Origin of the sequence: Flavobacterium sp. (genome assembly GCF_003525665.1) — a bacterium.
Lineage (GTDB): Bacteria > Bacteroidota > Bacteroidia > Flavobacteriales > Flavobacteriaceae > Flavobacterium.
This window is the reverse complement of record NZ_DQDX01000029.1, coordinates 1-648: the sequence shown is the minus strand read 5'-3', so window position 1 is coordinate 648 and position 648 is coordinate 1. Positions and strand designations below refer to the sequence as shown.

Genomic DNA, 648 nt, shown 5'->3' with positions numbered 1-648 from the left:
GCAATTGAAAAAAGATTGTAACAAAAGCCGGAAAGACATTTACTGAAATATCCCGAGCCATTCGCTACTAAAAATTTTAATTATCAGAAGCGTACCATTCGGCGAATGAGCTTTCTGTTTCTTGCAACTTTAGGGAATGTAATTCAATATCGTTGGGTAATCTGTCTTGGATTTTCTTGGCAAAATCAATCACCATGTTTTCACTAGTTGGTTGATAATCGACCAAAATAACGTGATGCCCACGATTTTTTAATTCTTGTGCCAACTCAACATGAGGCGTGTTTTTATTAAAAACCGTGGCGTGATCGAATATATCTACTATTTCTTCGCGAACAATTTTCTTTAGATCCGTAAAATCGATTACCATTCCGAATTTCACATTGGAATTGTCTGTAATTGGCGTTCCGATAACGGTTACCGAAAGTTTATAACTGTGTCCGTGAACATTTTTACATTTTCCGTCGTAGCCATAAAGTGCATGACCTGTCTCAAAAGAAAACTGCTTTGTAATTCTGATATTACTCATGATATAATTTTAAGCAAAATTAATAAAAATTAGTGAGTTAAAATTCATTAAACTCTCTTTGAATAGTTAATTAAAAAAAACTATATTTGACACTTAAATTTGGGGGATTAGCTCATTTGGCT

The 648-nt window shown here is 33.5% G+C and carries 1 protein-coding gene; it reads right to left on the bottom strand.

The features are described from left to right. Positions 1–76: 76 nt before the first annotated feature. Entirely contained in the window at positions 77–526 is a 450-nt protein-coding gene (locus DIU01_RS01955) for a 6-carboxytetrahydropterin synthase (protein WP_290831581.1), read from the bottom strand. Positions 527–648: the final 122 nt, after the last annotated feature.